Origin of the sequence: Dankookia rubra (genome assembly GCF_004355005.1) — a bacterium.
Taxonomy (GTDB): domain Bacteria; phylum Pseudomonadota; class Alphaproteobacteria; order Acetobacterales; family Acetobacteraceae; genus Paracraurococcus; species Paracraurococcus ruber_A.
The window spans coordinates 21138-36794 of record NZ_SMSJ01000017.1 but is presented as its reverse complement, the minus strand read 5'-3'; the positions used below and the strand labels follow the sequence as shown (position 1 = coordinate 36794).

The 15657-nt window shown below is 72.0% G+C and carries 15 protein-coding genes and 1 other RNA gene; 9 read left to right on the top strand and 7 right to left on the bottom strand.

The genetic code is table 11. The features are described 5' to 3' along the window. The first annotated feature begins 33 nt into the window (after window positions 1–33). Window positions 34–729: a glutathione S-transferase family protein gene (locus E2C06_RS14775; RefSeq protein WP_133289379.1), complete on the top strand. Its 696-nt coding sequence runs from the start codon at window positions 34–36 to the stop codon at window positions 727–729. Here the strand turns inward: E2C06_RS14775 and E2C06_RS37580 are convergent. Beyond that, entirely contained in the window at window positions 716–1114 is a 399-nt protein-coding gene (locus E2C06_RS37580) for a cupin domain-containing protein (RefSeq protein WP_165982402.1), read from the bottom strand. The two genes, E2C06_RS14775 and E2C06_RS37580, sit on opposite strands and share 14 nt — an antisense overlap. Before the next feature lie 115 nt (window positions 1115–1229). On the opposite strand from E2C06_RS37580, the gene E2C06_RS14765 reads away from it, so the two are divergent. The 6 genes from E2C06_RS14765 to E2C06_RS14740 all read left to right on the top strand — a co-directional run bounded on the left by E2C06_RS14765 (window position 1230) and on the right by E2C06_RS14740 (window position 7527). Next, window positions 1230–2057 (top strand): MurR/RpiR family transcriptional regulator, encoded by an 828-nt coding sequence (locus E2C06_RS14765; protein ID WP_133289377.1) that lies wholly within the window; start codon window positions 1230–1232, stop codon window positions 2055–2057. Further along, window positions 2054–3388, top strand: coding sequence for an aspartate aminotransferase family protein (locus tag E2C06_RS14760; RefSeq protein WP_133289376.1), 1335 nt, complete (start codon window positions 2054–2056; stop codon window positions 3386–3388). Before E2C06_RS14765 ends, E2C06_RS14760 begins: the two co-directional genes overlap by 4 nt. A gap of 11 nt (window positions 3389–3399) precedes the next feature. Further along, window positions 3400–4407 carry an amino acid ABC transporter substrate-binding protein gene (locus E2C06_RS14755; protein WP_133289375.1) on the top strand — a complete coding sequence of 336 codons (1008 nt, stop codon included), beginning with the start codon at window positions 3400–3402 and terminating at the stop codon, window positions 4405–4407. Window positions 4408–4493: 86 nt separating this feature from the next. Continuing rightward, on the top strand, window positions 4494–4685 hold the full coding sequence (locus E2C06_RS14750; protein ID WP_133289374.1) for a CsbD family protein: 192 nt from the start codon (window positions 4494–4496) through the stop codon (window positions 4683–4685). A gap of 540 nt (window positions 4686–5225) precedes the next feature. Further along, window positions 5226–6206, top strand: a complete 981-nt coding sequence (locus tag E2C06_RS14745; protein ID WP_165982401.1) for a polysaccharide pyruvyl transferase family protein — start codon at window positions 5226–5228, stop codon at window positions 6204–6206. Window positions 6207–6282: 76 nt separating this feature from the next. After that, complete coding sequence (locus tag E2C06_RS14740) at window positions 6283–7527, top strand: class I SAM-dependent methyltransferase (RefSeq protein ID WP_165982400.1); 1245 nt, start codon at window positions 6283–6285, stop codon at window positions 7525–7527. 141 nt (window positions 7528–7668) lie between these two features. Here the strand turns inward: E2C06_RS14740 and recR are convergent, their stop codons facing one another. The 5 genes from recR to E2C06_RS37575 form a co-directional block, all read right to left on the bottom strand. Further along, window positions 7669–8271 (bottom strand): recombination mediator RecR, encoded by a 603-nt coding sequence (gene recR, locus E2C06_RS14735; RefSeq protein WP_133289371.1) that lies wholly within the window; start codon window positions 8269–8271, stop codon window positions 7669–7671. Between the two features lie 48 nt (window positions 8272–8319). Beyond that, window positions 8320–8649, bottom strand: coding sequence for a YbaB/EbfC family nucleoid-associated protein (locus tag E2C06_RS14730; RefSeq protein ID WP_133289370.1), 330 nt, complete (start codon window positions 8647–8649; stop codon window positions 8320–8322). Window positions 8650–8658: 9 nt separating this feature from the next. Continuing rightward, the gene (locus E2C06_RS14725) at window positions 8659–10635 is read right to left on the bottom strand and encodes a DNA polymerase III subunit gamma/tau (protein WP_133289369.1); all 1977 of its coding nucleotides are present in this window, start codon (window positions 10633–10635) and stop codon (window positions 8659–8661) included. A gap of 57 nt (window positions 10636–10692) precedes the next feature. After that, an RNA gene (gene ffs, locus E2C06_RS14720) (signal recognition particle sRNA small type) lies at window positions 10693–10790 on the bottom strand. Between the two features lie 70 nt (window positions 10791–10860). Beyond that, window positions 10861–11301, bottom strand: a complete 441-nt coding sequence (locus E2C06_RS37575; protein ID WP_277751830.1) for a DUF29 family protein — start codon at window positions 11299–11301, stop codon at window positions 10861–10863. Between the two features lie 132 nt (window positions 11302–11433). Between E2C06_RS37575 and nudC the strand changes: the two genes are divergently transcribed. Beyond that, window positions 11434–12360: an NAD(+) diphosphatase gene (gene nudC, locus E2C06_RS14710; protein WP_133289367.1), complete on the top strand. Its 927-nt coding sequence runs from the start codon at window positions 11434–11436 to the stop codon at window positions 12358–12360. Further along, entirely contained in the window at window positions 12357–12656 is a 300-nt protein-coding gene (locus E2C06_RS14705; protein WP_133289366.1) for a phosphoribosylamine--glycine ligase, read from the top strand. The genes nudC and E2C06_RS14705 overlap by 4 nt, the downstream gene beginning before the upstream one ends. 132 nt (window positions 12657–12788) lie before the next feature. On the opposite strand, the gene polA is transcribed toward E2C06_RS14705, so the two are convergent. Next, window positions 12789–15656, bottom strand: coding sequence for a DNA polymerase I (gene polA / locus E2C06_RS14700; protein WP_133289439.1), 2868 nt, complete (start codon window positions 15654–15656; stop codon window positions 12789–12791). Window position 15657 lies beyond the last annotated feature (1 nt).

The following is a 15657-nucleotide window of genomic DNA, read 5'->3' as shown; positions in this document are numbered from 1 at the left end:
GCGGTGGCTGCTCGCCGCGTCGCATCCTGCGGGATGCTCACGCTGTTCTCCTGGCCGGAGATGTTCGGCCTCGCCGACAACAACCCTTATGGGCTGAAGGTCCATGCCTTCCTGACGCTCTGCCGGCTGCCCTTCCGGCAGGAGCACCTGATGGATGCCAGCCGGGCGCCACATGGCCAGTTGCCCTACATCGACGACGGCGGCCGCGTCATCGGCGACAGCGACGCCATCATCGCCCATCTGATCGCCCGGCACGGCCTCGCCATCGACGCCGGGCTGACGCCGGCGCAGCGTGACACCGGCCACCTGCTGCGGCGGATGCTGGATGACCTCTACTGGGTCATGTCCTATTCGCGCTGGCAGGACGACCGCTTCTGGCCCGCCTTCCGCGATGCATTCCTGCGCTTCCACCCTGCCGTCGCGCCCGAGGTGCTGGAGGCCGCGCGGGCCTACAACTTCACCCGCTACCGTGCCCAGGGCATCGGACGGCTGACGCCGGAGGAGGCCTTCGCCCGCGGCATCGCCGACCTCGAGGTCCTGTCGCACCTGGTGCCAGCGGAAGGCTTCCTGTTCGGCCCGCAGCCCTGCAGCACCGATGCGGGGCTCTATGGCTTCCTCGCCAATATCCTGTTCTTCGAGATCGACACCCCGCTGAGGCGCTGCCTCGAATCCCGGCCCAACCTCGTGGCGCATTGCCGGGCGATGCACGCCCTGGTCACGGGTGGATAGGGTCGAGGAAGGGCATCCCCGGCTCCGACACATAGACGATGATGACCCGCAGCGGACCCTCGGCGCGGTTGTAGCCGGTCATCCGCACGCCGGGCGGCTCGACCAGCGCCTCCCCGGCGCGGACCAGGGCGGGGGCGCGGCCCTCCATCTCCAGCGTGAAGGCGCCTTCCAGCACATAGACGGTCACGGGGTGGCGATGGGTGTGGAAGACGGTGCGGTCGCCCGGACGGAAGCTGGCGGTCAGCACCTGCACCTCCTGCCGCTCGCCGCGCGGCATGCCCGTCACGACCTCCCGCAGCAGCAGGTTCGGCCGGGCGAGGGAGGGCTCCTGCGCGGCCAGGGGCGTTGCGGCCAGCGAGAAGAGAAGGGCGAGCAGCTGGCGCATGGCGAGGTCTCCCGGCGGGGCAGGGGGTGAATGCCCGGCCCCCGTCGCCGGGTCCCTTGCCGCGCAAGCAGAAACACATGTTGCGTCGCGTCGGCTTGCATGAAACATTTGTTCCATGCTCGCCGACCGGCTCCGCACCGCGCTGCCCCACCTGCCGCCCCAGCTCGCGGCGGCCGGGCGGCACGTCGCCGAGCGGCCCTTCGAGGCGGCTACGCGCTCCATGCGCGCCCTCGCCGCCGAGGCCGGCGCTTCTCCCGCCACCTTCACCCGGCTGGCCCAGGCGCTGGGCTTTCCGGGCTGGGACGCGCTCCGCGACGCCGCGATCGAGGAGCAGCGCCGCCCCGCGCCCTATTCCAGTCGCGCCCCTGCCGCGGGTGGGCTGGCCGCCATCCGCGCCGCCGAGGCGCTGAACGTCGAGGCGCTGGCCGGCATCCCCGACGCGGCGCTGGATGCCGCCGCCGCCGCGCTGCATGCCGCGCCGCGCATCCATGTCGCCGGCTTCCGCTCCTGCCGCGCGGTGGCGCTGCTGCTGCACTACCAGCTCCGGCTGTTCCGCCCGGAAACCGCGCTGGTCGAGGGCGCGCCGCTCGACCTCGAGCTCGGCGCCATGCGGGCGGGGGAGGCCTTCCTGCTGACCGGCTTCGCCCCCTATTCGCGCGAGAGCCTGATCGCCGTATCCGCCGCACGCGAGGCCGGGCTTGTCACCGTGGTGCTGGCCGACAGCGCCGCCGCGCCGATCGCCGCCGGCGCCGGCCACCTGCTGCGCTTCGCCACCGCGACACCGGCCTTCTTCCCGAGCCTCGCCGCCGCCATTGCCCTGGCGCAGGGGCTCGCCGCCGCCGTCTTCACCCTGGGCGGCGCCGCGGCGCGCGCCCGGCTGGAGGCGAGCGAGGCCCGCCTCGCATCGCTTGCCGCCTATCTGCCCGACCCGGAGGAAGCATGAGCCACCTCGTCCACCGCAGCCTGCGGCAGGACCCGCCGATCGCCGTTCGCGGCGAGGGGATCTGGCTGTACGACCGCGACGGCCACGCCGTCATCGACGGCTCGGGCGGCGCCGCGGTCGCCTGCCTCGGCCATGGCAATGCAAGAGTGATCGAGGCGATCAAGGCGCAGCTCGACCAGCTCAGCTACGCGCATACCGCGCTGTTTTCCTGCGAGAGCGCCGAGCGGCTGGCCGACATCATGGTCGGCCATGCGCCGGGCGGGCTGACGCATGCCTATTTCTGCTCCTCCGGCTCCGAGGCCAACGAGGCCGCCATCAAGCTGGCGCGGCAGTATTTCCTGGAAGTCGAACAGCCGCAGCGCACCCGCTTCATCGCCCGGCGGCAGAGCTACCACGGCAACACCCTCGGCGCGCTGTCGGCCAGCGGCAATGCGATGCGCCGGGCGCCCTATGCGCCGCTGCTCTCGCCCGCCTTCAGCCATGTCTCGCCCTGCTATGCCTATCGCGACCGCGGCGGCGACGAGACGGACGCGCAATACGTCGCGCGGCTGATGGCCGAGCTGGAGGCGGAGTTCCAGCGGCTTGGCCCCGACACCGTCATCGGCTTCATCGCCGAGCCGGTGGTCGGCGCGACCCTCGGCTGCGCCACGGCGTTGCCCGGCTATTTCGAAGGGGTGCGGGCGGTCTGCGACCGGCACGGCGCGCTGCTGATCCTGGACGAGGTGATGAGCGGCATGGGCCGCACCGGCACCCTGCATGCCTGGGAGCAGGAGGCCGTCACGCCCGACATCCAGATCGTCGCCAAGGGGCTCGGCGCCGGCTACCAGCCGATCGGCGGCATCCTGGTGCATGGGCGGGTGATCGAGGGGCTCGCCGCCGGCAGCGGCGCCTTCATGCATGGCCATACCTACCAGGCGCATCCCGTCGCCTGCGCCGCCGCCGTCGCGGTGCAGCAGGTGATCGCCGAGGACCGGCTGCTGGACAACGTGCGCGCCATGGGCGCGCTGCTGGAACAGCGCCTGGTCGAGCGCTTCGGCAACCATCGCCATGTCGGCGACATCCGCGGCCGCGGCCTGTTCTGGGCGATCGAGCTCGTCACCGACCGCGCGACGAAGCAGGTCTTCGACCCCGCGCTGAAGTTGAACGAGCGGGTGAAGCGGGAGGCCTTCGGCCGCGGCCTCGCCTGCTATCCGATGGGCGGGACGATCGACGGGAGGCTCGGCGACCACGCCATCCTGGCGCCGCCCTATATCGTCACGGCGGAGCAGGTGGACCTGATCGTCGACCGCTTCGGCGCGGCGATCGATGCCGCGCTGGCAAGCTGCGGCTGAGGAGGAGAACGATGAAGGCATGGATCATGGCGGCGGCACTCGCCGTCGCCGCCATCGGCAGCGCCGGCGCGCAGACCCTGGCCGCGGTGAAGCAGCGCGGCACGCTGAACTGCGGCGTCTCCCAGGGCTTTGCCGGCTTCTCCGCCCCCGACAGCCGCGGCGAGTTCCGCGGGCTCGACGCCGACTACTGCCGGGCGCTGGCCGCGGCGGTGCTGGGCGACGCGACCAAGGTGCGCTTCTCCCCGCTCACGGCCCAGGCGCGCTTCACCGCGCTGCAGACCGGCGAGATCGACGTGCTCTACCGCAACAGCACGCAGACCTTCCTGCGCGACGCCTCGCTCGGGCTGAACCAGGGGCCGGTGAATTTCTACGACGGCCAGGGCTTCGCCGTCCGCCGCGACGCCGGCGTCGACAAGGTGCAGCAGCTGGACGGCGCCACGATCTGCGTGGCGCAGGGCACCACGCACGAGCTCAACCTCGGCGACGTCTTCCGCGCGCGCGGCATCAAGTTCAGCCCGGTGGTCTTCGAGCGCGTGGACACGATGTACGACGCCTTCTTCGCCGGCCGCTGCGACGCGATGACGCAGGACGCCTCGGCGCTGGCCGGCGCGCTGACGGTGGCGCGCGACCCGGCGGCCTACCGGGTGCTGGAGGAGACGATCAGCAAGGAGCCGCTCGGCCCCTTCACCCGCAACGGCGACGACCAGTGGTCCAACATCGTCGCCTGGCTGCACATGGGACTGCTGGAAGCCGAGGAGGCCGGCGTCACCCGGGCCAATGCCGAGGCGCGGTCGAAGGAGCCGAACGCCACCGTGCAGCGGCTGACCGGCGCCAGCGGCGAATTCGGCAGCCGGCTCGGCCTCGACAACGGCTGGATGCTGGCGGCGCTGAAGGCGGTCGGCAATTACGGCGAGATGTTCGAGCGCAATGTCGGCCAGGCCAGCCCGCTGAAGCTGAAGCGCGGCCTCAATGGGCAATGGACCCAGGGTGGCCTGATGTACGCGATCCCGTTCCGTTAAGGTTGGTTACGCAACCTTTCCCGGAGGACCCGCGTTTCGCTGCCGGAAACCATCGCAGGACCGCGATGGCCAACGGAGGACAGGCCATGGACAAGGATCGCATCGAAGGCGCCGCGAAGCAGGTCAAGGGCGCCGTGAAGGATGTGGCCGGCAAGGTCACCGGCGACACCAAGCTGCAGGCCGAGGGCAAGGCCGACAAGGCCGCCGGTAAGGTGCAGAACGCGGCCGGCGGTGCCAAGGACGCGGCGCGCGACGCGGTCGATCCCGACCGCACCTGAACCAGGCAGCACCAATCAGGCTCCCGCTCCCGCCCGGGGGCGGGAGTTTTTTTGGGCCCTTGCCGCCGGGACGGTGACGCGCCGAACAGGGGACTTGTCCCTGGCCGCCAGGTTCGCGGCGGCACGGCGCGGCGCGGCCGCAATGCAACAGCTGACGGTTCGAAGGCGGCCGGCGGTCTCGTTGCCGTGCCGCGCTCGCCGCCGCGTTCCCGCAGAATGGGCGTCGGTGAAGTCGCGGTCCTTCACCTGGGCCGGGCGATGCGCAGGCCTGCCTCATCCCTGCGCCGCCGCTCCTCGGATCGAGCGGCAGTCGCCGGCCGGCAGGGTGCCGCCGGGCCCAACGGGCCCGGCCATGGCGCTGCGATCGAAGGGTGGTTCGTCCGCGCGCGGGCCGGTACCATCGAGGTAACACGTATCGGTTGATCCTGACCGCTGCCCTTTCCTATGATGGACTGGAGTTCGGGCGAGACGGTGATGGAACACAGGATGTTTGGTGGCATCGCCCAGGCTGCGGGGCCTCTGAACATGGGCCATCCCCTGATGGACGACGAACTCGAACTCGCCGGGGGGGCGGTCCCGCTGTCCTGGGTGCGGTCTTCCGCGGCAACCCCCTTCGGCAATTTCGGCGATGCGGCCAGCGCCGTGGTCGTCGCGGCCATGTCCGGCCGGCCGGTGACGCATCGGGCCTTCAACTCGAAACAGCGGCGCGTCGTGGCGATCGGCACCATCGGCCAGGGCCAATCCGCCGGGGCGGTCCATGTCTGGGGCAGCGGGTTCGATCCCAAGCGGGCGCCGGTCGAGCCGCGCGATGCCGGCTTCTTCGCGGCCCCCGGAGTCGAGTACACCATCCATGCGACGCGCGGGCCCTACAGCCGCGCCGTGCTGTTGCGGGCAGGCATCCCGGCGCCCGCCGTCTACGGCGATCCGGCCTGGTTCCTGCCCCGCATCCTGCAGCCCAGGCCCCAGCAACGCCATGAACTCGGCGTCATCCTGCACATCTCCGAACTGCTGGCGCCGGGCAGCGAGGCCCGGCCATTGCCGCACCTCGTGCGCTACCGGGACGGCGAGGCCGAGGGGGTGCACTTCATCTCGACCTACCACCCGCCGACCTGGCAGGGCTTCCAGGACAAGCTGACGGAGCTGCTGTCCTGCAAGCGCATCATCTCGCGCAGCCTGCATGGCATGCTGCTGGCGGATGCCTACGGGATCCCCTGCGTCTACATGGCGGATGGCGACCGAGGCATGCAGCGGCTCGACATCGAGGCCGGCTACGGCACCGTCGACCATCGCTTCGCCGACGCCTATCGCGGCTTCGGGCGCAGCCGCCTCGCGGCCTTTGGTTTGCCCAAGGACCAGTCCTCGCCCTGGGACGAGGTGATCGCCGCAGTCGACCGGATGTGGGAGCCGATTTCCTTCTCGGGCGAGGCGCTGTTCGGGGCCTTCCCGGTCCGACCGGCGGTCTCCTTCCAGGATGCGGAATGGCCGCTGCCGGCGGAGACCGCCGAAGCGCTGCCGTGGTAGCCGACCAGGGCCGGGAATCCTCCCGCGGCGCTGCGGCCGGCTTTCCCCGGATGCGGTGCCTGATGCAGCGACGACCATGATCGAACACCTGCAGAAACTGTGCGACGCCTACGACTGGGCCGATCCGCATATCGACGAGATCCTGCGGCGGTATCTCCGCATCACGCCGAGCTTCCAGCGCAAGCAATGGGAGTTCGCGATGATCTATCGCGCGCTGGACAGCAGCGGCCTGCTCAACCCGGATGCGCGCGGCATCGCCTTCGGCGCGGGCCGCGAGCGGCTGCTCTACGCCTTGTCGAATCGCGTGCGGCACGTGCTTGCCACCGACCTCTATGGCCAGCATTCCGCATGGGTGGGGGCCCGGACCGCGGCCCCCAAGCAGTTCCTGCTGGAGGCCGCGCCCTTCGAGGTGGATCCGGCGCGGCTCGATGCGGCCTATATGGACATGCGCCATGTCGAGCACGGCGGCGAGCCGGTCGACTTCTGCTACTCCTCCTGCGCCTTCGAGCATATCGGCACCGAGGACGCGCATTTCCTCGAGCACCTGCGGGGCGTCAGCCGGATCCTCAGGCCGGGCGGGGTCTATGCGCTGACCACGGAACTTCGCTACGGCCCGACGCTGCCGGTGCCGCACAACTTCTTCTTCTCGCTCGATCACCTGATCGACCTGGCCATGCGCTCCGGCCTTGCGATGCATCCGGTCTTCGACGCCCGCCTTGCCCGGAACACGCTGAACGCGCCCAACATCGACGGGCTCGAATTCGGCATCGCCGCGGCCAGGCTCTGGCAGCCCTCGATCACGCCGTGGCGGCAGGGCATCGTCTTCACCTCGGCCCTGCTGATCCTGCGGAAGCAGGCTCCGGCGCTGCGCCCCCAAGTCCTCGGCTACGCCGAAACCGAGGGCTGGGTGCATGCGCAGCTGCGGAGGCTGAACACCGAACTCTGGAAATCCTGGCAGTCGATCGCACCCGACGCCCTGGTCCGCGCCCCGGCCATCGGGCACGAGGATTTCGCGCAGCCGGGCAAGCCCGCCGGCCCCTTCCTGCATACCGCCTGGACCAGCTTCGGCGAAGGCAGGGTCGCGGTCAGGATCACGCCGCCGGATGACGGCACGGCCAGGCCCGGGCAGCCCGTCGCACTCCGGGTCTCGTCGCGGCCCGTCGGCGGAAAGGTGGACCCCCAGCCGGTGCTCGTCCTGACGACGGAAGGCGGCGACGCCGGCGGCGAGTTCCTGGCCGAGCCGGGGAAGGTCTATGCCGTGGTGGGCACCGGGCCGTGGCAGCCGGCCCGCACCTGGGGAATCCTCGCGCGCCGCGTCTGACGCCGCGGCGACGGGTGAGCGGCTTCTCGAACTGCGCGGTCATGGCGGATTGCGTCGGAAGGTGAACGCGGCACCGCTGCAGGACCTCGTTCCAAGAGCAGATTCAGGCGTGCGGGCGTTCACGCCCTCCCGTCAGCTGCGCTAGACCGCCCGCCGCGCCTTCAGGGCGGCCGCCAGGGTGCCCTCGTCCAGCACGTCGAGCGCGCCGCCGATCGGCACGCCCTGGGCCAGCCGGGTCACCGCCACCCCGGCCGGGCGAAGGCGGTCGGTCAGGTAATGCGCCGTGGTGGCGCCGTCGACCGTCGCCGGCAGCGCCAGGATCACCTCCCGCACCGGCTCGGCCGCGCCCTCGATCCGGGCGAGCAGCGGCTGCACCGCCAGGTCCTCCGGCCCGATGCCGCCGAGCGCCGAGAGCGTGCCGCCCAGCACGTGGTAAAGGCCGCGATGCGCATGCGCGCGCTCCAGCGCCCAGAGCTCGGAGACGCCCTCGACCACGCAGATCAGGCCTTGGTCGCGCTGCGGGTCGCGGCAGATCCCGCAGGGGTTGGCGGCGTCCAGGTTGCCGCAGGTGCGGCAGGGCTGCACCGCGGCCGCGGCGGCCTGCAGCGCGGCGGCGAGCGGCAGCATGGCCTGGTCCGGCTGCATCAGCATCTTCAGCGCGGCCCGCCGGGCGCTGCGCCGGCCGAAGCCGGGCAGCTTCGCCAGCAGGCCGATCAGGTGGTCGATGGGGTTCTGGTCGTGCATCGGCTCACGCCCGCGCGGCACCATCGGGCATCGCGGGGGGTACGGGGGTCAGAACGGCAGCTTCAGGCCACCGGGCAGGCCGCCCGGCAGGTTCAGCCCGGCCGTCGCCTTCTGCATCTCGTCGGCCATCTGCGCCTCGACCTTCTGCTTGGCGTCCGCATGGGCGGCGACCAGCAGGTCTTCCAGCACCTCGCGGTCGTCCATCAGGCTCGGGTCGATGGAGACGCGCTTGAGGTCGCCCTTGCCGGTCAGCGAGACCTTGACCATGCCGCCGCCCGCCTGGCCGTCGACCACGGTGGCCTCGAGCTTGGCCTGCATCTCGGCCATGCGCGTCTGCATCTGCTGCGCCTGCTTCAGCATGTTGCCCAGGTTCTTCATGGCATCGCCCTACCGTTCGTCATCAGGGGGTGGAACATCGTCGAAGTCGGCGGGTTCTTCCGGCTCGGCCCCGAGCTCGACGGAAGGGATGTCCCCCGGCTCCGCCTCGGGCTGGTCCTCGGACACCGCGCCGAGCTGGGCCGGCAGCGCCATGGCGCCGCCGAGCCCGTAGGAATCCGCGCCGGCATCGCGCACCGCCTCGATGCTGGCGCCGGGGAAGGCGGCCAGCACGGCCTGCACCAGCGGGTGGCTCTGCGCCACGGCGCGGCGGCCGGCCTCGGCGGCGCGGCCCTGGTCGGCCAGCGTCGGCTCGCCCTCGGCATTGCTGAGCGCGATCGTCCAGCGGGCGCCGGTCGCCTCCGTCAGCAGCTCGCCGAGCTGGGCCGCCAGGTCGCGCGGGGCGGCGGGCAGGACGCGGAGCTCGACCCGCCCCGCGGCGACCCGCACCGGGTGGACGCTGTGCACCAGGTGCGCGTGCAGCATCGGCTTCCGGCCGGAGGCGAGCGCCACCACCTCCCGCCAGGAGCCCGGATTGGCATTGGCGGCGGTGGCCACCGCATCGGCCAGGACGGCACCGCCGCCACCCATCGCCCGCAGCCCGCCGCCGCCATTCGGCGCGGGGCGGGGGGCACCCGCGGCGGTGCTGCCCGCGCCGTCGGTCAGCCGCCGCACCAGGTCGCCCGGTGTCGGCAGCTCGGCCACATGCGCCAGGCGGATCAGCACCATCTCGCAGGCGGCGCGGCGGTCCGGCGCCTCGTTCACCTCGCCGAGGCCCTTCAGCAGCATCTGCCAGGCGCGGCCGAGCACCGGGACCGAGAGCTTCCCGGCCAGGGCGGTGCCGCGGGTGCGCTCGCCCTCGGTCAGGCTGGGGTCGTCCTTCAGGGCCGGGACGCTGCGCAGCCGGGTCAGCGTATGGGTCAGTTCCAGCAGGTCCTGCAGCACCACGGCCGGGTCTGCGCCGCGCTCATGCGCCCGGTCCATCAGCGCCAGCGTCGCCGGCGTGTCGCCGGCCATCACCGCCTCCATCAGGTCGAGCACCAGGGCGCGGTCCGCGAGGCCCAGCATGTCCCGCACGGCCTCGGCGGTGACGCTGCCCTCCGGCCCGCCGAGGGCGATCGCCTGATCGAGCAGCGAGAGCCCGTCGCGCACCGAGCCATCGGCGGCGCGGGCGAGCATGGCCAGTGCCTCGTCCTCCACCGTGACGTGTTCCAGCCCGGCGATGCGGGAGAAATGCGCGCGGAGCTCGGCCTGCGGCACGCGCTTCAGGTGAAAGGTCTGGCAGCGCGAGAGGATGGTGGCCGGGACCTTCCGCAGCTCGGTGGTCGCCAGCATGAACTTAACCTGGGCCGGCGGCTCCTCCAGCGTCTTCAGCAGCGCGTTGAACGCTGGCGTCGACAGCATGTGGACCTCGTCCAGGATGATGACCTTGTAGCGCCCCTGGGCCGGGCGGTAGCGCAGCCGCTCGCGCAGCTCCCGCACGTCGTCGATGCCGTTGTTGGAGGCGGCGTCGAGCTCCTGCACGTCCGGGTGGCGGTCGGCCAGGATCGCCTTGCACTCCGGGCAGACGCCGCAGGGCTCGGGCGTCGGGCCGCCGGTGCCGTCCGGCCCGATGCAGTTCAGCGCGCGGGCGATGATGCGGGCGGTGGTGGTCTTGCCGACGCCGCGCACGCCGGTGAGCATGAAGGCATGCGCCACGCGGTTCTGCGCGAAGGCGTTGCGGAGGGTGCGGACCAGCGCGTCCTGGCCGATCAGCTCCTCGAATGTGCTCGGGCGGTACTTGCGGGCGAGGACGCGGTAGGGCGTGCCGCCGCCCTCGGCCGCCGGCGCCGCGGCGGGCGGGTCGGGCGGCGGGGCTGGCTCGGCGGCCGGTGGGGCGAAGGCATCGCCGAAAAGGCCGGGTCCTTCGGGCGCCGGCGGCTCCGGCAGCGCTTGCTCGGGCGGGGCCGCATCCGGCGTCTCGGCGGGACCGAACAGGGTGGAGGACATCCGTGCGGCGGGATCCTGTGAGGCGGTGGCCCGCCGGGCCGGGGGTGACCCCCTGAAGGTGGAAGGCCGACAAACGACCCGAGCGAGAACCCGTTACGGCTGCTTCCTTCCGGACCTGACCGGGTTGGCGAGGAGCCCGTCCGCGCCGACCTTCCGAAGGCACCATATCATGCCAGGGGGGGGCCTGCACAATGGCAGGGAGCGGAACGACCGCCCGGCAACGAGTCACCGAGGCGCCAGGCGGGCGATCAGCGCCTCGGCACCGCGCGACTCGTCGAGCAGCTCGGCCGGGGTGCGGTCGGTGGTCGCGGGCAGGGGGCGCGGCGGGCGGCGCATGTCGAGGTCGAGGACCAGCCGGCGGGCCGCGGCATCGATATCCTGCACGTCGAGCTGCTGCGCCATGCTTGGGCCTAAGCGCCGCCTGGCGCCGACCAGGCGGGCCGAGATCCCGTTGCGCCACTTCCGGGCCGCGACCTGGTCCGGCGAGGCGGCGATCTCCGGTGCATGGACCAGCGCCTGGACCATCAAGGAATCGACCGCCTGGGCTTCGCTCCGCCCTACCGACTCGACGTCCTCGGCCACCTTGGCCCGGTCGAGGTGGTTACCCCGCTCCCCCGCTCCCCCGCGGCGACGCGGCGCAGCCGCTCCGCCTGGGCGATCGACCAGATGAGGGTTTCGCGGTGGTAGAGATCGTCCGGCATGGCACCTTCCGTCCGCAACGATAGCGCCGTGCCGCCGCGGATTCCCCGATCCCGGCCAGTTGCCGCCCCGCGCCCCGCATGGCAGGGTCGCCGCCCCATGCTCTCAATCCCCGCCAGCCGGCCCAACGCCTATACCGGCAGCCCCCTCGACCGCGCCGCGCTGCGCCGGGAGGATGCCGACTGGATCGCCGCCGCCCTGGCCGATCCGGACACCCTCTTCACCCCGGTCTGGCGCAGCCGCAGCCTGATGAAGGGCGTGCAGGAAGGCACCCCGGAGGCGGTTCTGCTGACCGGCGCCGCCGCCGAGACGGTGCGCATGGCCGGCGGCCCCTGGGCCTTCCTCGGCCTCTGGGACGAGCGCCCGGTCTTCGCCGTCGATTGCTCGGAAGCCGACGACCCGCTGCCGCTGCTGCCGGAAGGGATGGGCGGCTTTACCGACCTGCGCGCCGTCGCCGGCCTGCTGCCGTCCGGCGAGGCGAGCGTCCTCGCGCATGCCCGCGGCCTGATGCACTGGCGCACCAAGCACCGCTTCTGCGGCGTCTGCGGCCATGCCTGCGCGCCGCGCTCGGCCGGGCACGTGATGGTGTGCACGAACTGCAAGGCGCAGCACTTCCCGCGCACCGACCCGGCCGTGATCATGCTGGTGGTGCGCGGCGACGAATGCCTGCTCGGCCATTCGACGCGCTTCCCCAATACCACGATGTACTCGACCCTCGCGGGCTTCGTGGAGCCGGGCGAGAGCCTCGAGGAAGCAGTGCGGCGCGAGGTGCTGGAGGAGGCGGGGATCGAGGTCGGCGCGGTACGCTACCATTCCTCCCAGCCCTGGCCCTTCCCCTCCTCGATCATGCTCGGCTTCCATGCCGAGGGGCTGTCCGAGGCGATCACCATCGACCCCGAAGAGCTGCGCGACGCCCGCTGGTTCAGCCGCGCGCAGTGCCTGGACCCGGCCGCGCATGGCTTCGCCCTGCCGCGGGCGGATTCGATCGCCCGGCGGCTGATCGAGGACTGGCTGGCCCATCTATGAGCCGCCGGCTTTCCCTCGCGGCCCTGCTGCTGCTCGGCGGCTGCAGCCTGTTCGGCCCGACGGGGCCGAAGCTGCCGCCGCCGGACGATTCGCCCGACGCCCGCGCCTGCCGCGCCGAGGCGCGCAACAGCCCGGAGGTCCAGGCGCTCGGCCGGCAGTTCTATGCCTCGAGCCAGGAGAACATGGACCGCATGCAGGGCGAGGTCGGCCGGGCACAGAGCCGCGCCTATCGCGATTGCATGCGGGCTCGCGGCCACGGCCCCCAGGGCGGGGTGGAGCCGCAGGTCCCCCGCTGAGCAAAGGCGGGGTTGGAGGAAGGGCATTCTCCCCGTCCCTTTCCCTGGCCGGCGCTCGTCGCGCGGCGGCTGCCAGGCCCACGGAAAGCGATCGTGGGGCCCGGGGGAAACGCTGTGTCCGCCCCGACCCTGTCAGTGCGCCTCGGCCCAGCTCCGCCCGGTGCCGACCTCGACCGCCAGCGGCACGCGCAGCGTGACGACGCCCTCCATCACCGAGCGGACCAGGGACGAGGTCTGATCGACCTCCGCCTCCGGGACCTCGAAGACCAGCTCGTCGTGCACCTGCAGCAGCATCCGCGCCGCGAGGCCGGCCTGCCGCAGCGCGCCAGGCACCCGGACCATCGCGCGCTTGATGACCTCCGCCGCGCCGCCCTGGAAGGGGGCGTTGATCGCGGCGCGCTCGGCGCCGGCGCGGCGGACCATGTCCTTCGCGCCGATATCGGGGATCCAGAGCTTGCGGCCGAAGGAGGTCGAGACGTAGCCCTGCAGCCGGGCTTCCTCCTTCAGCCGTTCCATCGCGTCGCGGATGCCGGGATACTGGGCGAAATAGGCGTCGATGATGCCCTTCGCCTCGCCCGGCCCGATGCCGAGCCGGCCCGCCAGCCCGAAGGCCGACATGCCGTAGATGATGCCGAAATTGATGGTCTTGGCGCGGCGCCGGGCTTCCTTGTCCACCGCGTCGGGGGGCAGATGGAAGATGTCGGCGGCGGTCCGGCTGTGGATGTCCTGGCCGGTGGCGAAGGCCTCGCGCAGGGCCGGAACGTCGGCCAGGTGTGCCAGCAGCCGCAGCTCGATCTGGCTGTAGTCGGCCGACATCAGCACATGGCCCGGCTCGGCGACGAAGGCCTGGCGGATGCGCTGGCCCTCGGCGCTGCGGACCGGGATGTTCTGCAGGTTCGGCTCGGTGGAGGCGAGGCGGCCGGTGCTGGTATTGGCCATGGAGAAGTCGGTGTGGACGCGGCCGTCGCGCGGGTCGATCGCCGCGGCGAGGCCATCGACATAGGTCGATTTCAGCTTCGAGAGCTGCCGCCAGTCGAGCACGGTGCGGGCCAGCACGGCGCCGATGTTGCTGCCCTGGGTGGCGACCTCCTCGAGCACGGCGGCGTCGGTCCCCCAGGCGCCGGTCGCCTTGCTGCGCCGGCCCCCCGGCAGCTTCATCTCGTCGAACAGGATCTCGCCGAGCTGCTTCGGCGAGCCGATGTTGAACGGCCTGCCGGCGAGTTCGTGGATCTGCTTCTCCAGCTGCGCCATGCGCTGGACGAAATCCTCGCCGATGCGGGCCAGCTCGGTGCCGTCCACCTTGATGCCGGCGATCTCCATGTCGCGCAGCACCGGGACCATGCGGCGCTCGACCTGCTCGTAGAGCGCGAGCGAGCCGTCCTCCCGCAGCCGCGGCTTCAGCAGGTGCCAGAGCCGCAGGGTGACGTCGGCATCCTCGGCGGCATAGGCGGTCGCCTTGTCCAGCGCGACCTGGGCGAAGCTGATCCGGGCGCGGCCGGTGCCGGTCACCTCGTCGAAGGAGATCGGCTTGTGGCCGAGGTGCAGGACGGAAAGCTCGTCCATCCCGTGCCCGTGCTTGCCGGCCTCCATCGCGTAGGAGATCAGCATGGTGTCGTCGACCGGCGCGACCGCGATGCCGCCATTCTCGGCGCGGCAGAGCACCTCGAGATCGTACTTGGCGTGCTGCAGCACCTTCAGCACGCTGCGGTCGGTCAGCAGCGGGCGCAGCGCGGCCATGGCCTCGTCGAAGGGGATCTGCGGCGGCGCGGCCTCGGGCACGGCCAGCATGTCGCCCTGGGTGCCGCCGGAGGCCACGTGCCGCAGCGGGATGTAGCAGGCGCGGCCGGGCGCGGTGGCGAGACACACGCCGACGAGGTTGGCCCGCAGCGCGTTCAGGCTGTCGGTCTCGGTATCCAGCGCGACCACGCCGGCCCTGGTGGCCTCGGCGATCCAGCCCCGCAGCGCCTCGATCGTGGTGACACAGTCGTAATTCCCATAGGGCGTCGTGCCGGGATCGGCCGCCGGCGCCGCCGCCTGGGCGGCGGCATGCGCGGCGACGGCGCTGTTGCGCGCCCGCGTCCCCGCATCGCCGGCCGCCTCGCCCAATCCCATCCGGGCGACGACGCTGCGGAAGCCCTGCGCCTGCAGGAACTTGGTCAGTGCCGCGGGCTCCGGCGGGCGGACCTCCAGCGCCTCGATCGCCAGGGTCAGCGGGGCGTTCTCGTCGAGCGTCACCAGGCGCTTCGAGATGCGCGCCTTCTCGGCATTCTGCTCCAGCGCCTCGCGCCGCTTCGGCTGCTTGATCTTCGCCGTATTGGCCAGCAGGCCCTCGAGGTCGCCGTACTCGCCGATGAGCTGCGCCGCGGTCTTGATGCCGATGCCCGGCACGCCGGGGACGTTGTCGGTCGGGTCGCCGGCCAGGGCCTGGACGTCCACCACCTTGTCCGGGGCGACGCCGAATTTCTCGAAGACCTCGGGCTCGCGGATCGGCTTCTGCTTGATCGGGTCGAGCATCTGCACGCCGGGGCGCACGAGCTGCATCAGGTCCTTGTCGGAGGAGACGATGGTGACCTCGCCGCCCTGCGCCGCGAAGTGCTTCGCATAGGCGGCGATCATGTCGTCCGCCTCGAAGCCCGGCAGTTCCACCTGGGCGACGCCGAAGGCCTCGGTCGCCTCGCGGATCAGGGCGAATTGCGGGACCAGCTCGGGCGGCGGGTCGGGCCGGTGCGCCTTGTAGGCGGGGTAGAACTCGTTGCGGAAGGTCACCCGGCTGGCGTCGAAGACCACCGCCAGGTGGCTGCCGCGATGGTCGGTCAGGAAGCGGCTCAGCATCTGGGTGAAGCCGAAGACGGCATTCACCGGCGTGCCGTCCGGCCGCGTCATCGGCGGCAGGGCATGGAAGGCGCGGAAGATGTAGCCGGAGCCGTCGATGAGGACGAGGTGCTTCGCCCCGGGCGGGGTGACGGGCACGGCTTCCGCCGCGGCGGCCGCCCCGGCCATC